Source organism: Pseudomonas sp. PS01298 (assembly GCF_029959745.1).
GTDB lineage: Bacteria > Pseudomonadota > Gammaproteobacteria > Pseudomonadales > Pseudomonadaceae > Aquipseudomonas > Aquipseudomonas aylmerensis.
The window spans coordinates 1-2,272 of record NZ_JASCPP010000226.1 but is presented as its reverse complement, the minus strand read 5'-3'; the positions used below and the strand labels follow the sequence as shown (position 1 = coordinate 2,272).

Sequence of the window (2,272 nt, the reverse complement as noted above, 5' to 3'; positions counted from 1 at the left end):
GGGCTTGCTCGCGAAAGCACTGGTTCAGCTATGCAGAGGGTGGCTGACCCATCGCTTTCGCGAGCAAGCCCGCTCCCACATTGGTTTTCAGTGTTGTTTAAACCGATGGTTTTGCGCGGCGCGCCTTGAAGAATTCGCTCAAGACAGTCCCACACTCCTCAGCCAGCACCCCGCCTTCAAACAGCACGCGGTGATTGAGAAAACCCTGGGTGAAGAACTGCCCCTGGCTTTGCACGATCCCGGCCTTGGGTTCCAGCGCGCCATACACCACCCGCGCCACCCGCGAATGCACGATCAGGCCGGCGCACATGCTGCACGGTTCGAGGGTCACATACAGCGTGCTGCCGACCAGGCGATAGTTGCTGATCGCTTGCGCGGCGGCGCGGATCGCGACCATTTCGGCATGGGCACTGGGGTCGTTGCCACTGATCGGGCAGTTGAACCCTCGACCGATGATTTCGCCGTCCTGCACCAGCACTGCGCCCACCGGCACCTCGCCCAGCGCAGCGCCTTGGGCCGCCAGGGCCAGGGCCTCGCGCATGAAGTCCTGGTCGCGGCTGCGGTCGATGATCGCCGTGGGACGAAACTGGCGCATCACGCCACCTCGATGGCGGCCATCAGGCCGGTTTCCATGTGGTCGATCACGTGGCAGTGGAACATCCACACCCCCGGGTTATCCGCTACCAACGCCACGCGCGCGCGCTCGTTCTTGCCCAACAGGTAAGTGTCGGTGAAGTACGGGATCACCTTATGGCGGTTCGAGGCGATCACCTTGAAGCTCATGCCATGCAGGTGGATCGGGTGCTGGTACTGGGTCATGTTCTTCAATTCGAAAATGTAGCTCTTGCCCTTTTCCAGCTTGGCAATCGGGCGGTCGGCACAGGTCTTGTCGGTGATGTCCCAGGCCTTGCCGTTGATCTGCCACAGGCTCGGCGGCTTACCGTTGTCGACGTCGACGGAAACCGAGCCGACCCATTCGAAATTGAAGTTGAGTTTCTCGGCGTTGGCCAGGTCCGGCTCGGCAATCGGGTTGGCTGGCAAAGCGGGCGGCCACTCGGTGGGAGCGTCGTTGTTGGCGACGGAACGGAAGGTGCCGAGGCGCACCGGGCCATTGCGGATCGACAGCTCTTCACCCGCCGCTGGCGCCTTGATCGCCAGGCAGATGCGCATGCCCGGGCCCAGCCAGTATTCCTTGCCCAACGGCCGCGGTTCGACCGGGTTGCCGTCCAGTGCATAGATCTGCGCTTCAACCTCGGGAATATTGAGGCGATACGTCAGGGTGTTGTCGAGGTTGAGCAGGCGCACGCGGGTGATCTGCCCGGCCGGCAAATCGATCACCGCCTGGGACACGCCATTGATCGTCGACAGGCGCCCGGCGGTCCCGCCACGCGCCGCTTCACGCGGGATGCTGAAGGCAACAAAGGCGCCCTCTTCGTCCACGTGCCAGCTTTTCAGGCTGAGGGTGCGTTCGTGCTTGAAACCGGTGGGCTCGCGCTCTTCGATGATCAGCGGACCGACCAGGCCACGGCCGAGTTCTTCGCTGCTGTTGACGTGGGGGTGATACCAGTAGCTGCCGGCGTCGGGTACGCGGAATTTGTAGTCGAAGTATTCACCGGGCAGTACCGGCAGTTGCGAGACGTAGGGCACGCCGTCCATTTCCAGCGGCAGGCGGATGCCGTGCCAGTGAATGGTTGTTGCGACCGGCAGGTGGTTGATAAAGCGCACCCGCAGCCATTCACCCTGGCGCACGCGCAATTCGGTGCCCGGCGCCGACGGGCCGAACGCCCAGGCTTCGGTCTTGTGTCCTGGCACCAACTCCACGTCGAGCGGCGCGGCGATCAGTTCGTAATCGTGCCCCGCTTCGGCCTCGGCGACTTTCCCCAGCCAGTAGCGATAGGCGCCACCGGCACCGACGCCCACAACGGCCAGGCCAGCAAGACCACCCAGGATTTGTCGACGGGAAAAGGATCGGGACACAACAACCTCACGAATCTGCCGCAGGCCAGAGGCCCGCAAAAGGCAGATACGATACACCTGCATCGGCTAAACAGTAAGGCTTCGCATTGCCGCAGTTGCTGATTTCATTGGGCCGCGAGGCGAGTACGCTGTGTAACAAAGAGCTTGTCATGCCGAGCAGGCTTTTTGTAACAAGGAGCCTGTCGGGCCGAGCACGCCTTTTGTAACAAGGAGCCTGTCGGGCCGAACACGCCTTTTGTAACAAGGAGCCTGTCGGGGCCGAGCACGCCTTTTGTAACAAGGAGCCTGTCGGGGC

At 62.5% G+C, this 2,272-nt stretch carries 2 protein-coding genes; both read right to left on the bottom strand.

Going from position 1 to position 2,272, the window contains the following annotated elements:
* Nucleotides 1–97 precede the first annotated feature (97 nt).
* Nucleotides 98–595 carry a tRNA adenosine(34) deaminase TadA gene (tadA, locus tag QMX97_RS31940; RefSeq protein ID WP_065906923.1) on the bottom strand — a complete coding sequence of 166 codons (498 nt, stop codon included), beginning with the start codon at nucleotides 593–595 and terminating at the stop codon, nucleotides 98–100.
* Complete coding sequence (locus tag QMX97_RS31935; protein ID WP_106805718.1) at nucleotides 595–1,977, bottom strand: multicopper oxidase family protein; 1,383 nt, start codon at nucleotides 1,975–1,977, stop codon at nucleotides 595–597. Before QMX97_RS31935 ends, tadA begins: the two co-directional genes overlap by 1 nt.
* Nucleotides 1,978–2,272: the final 295 nt, after the last annotated feature.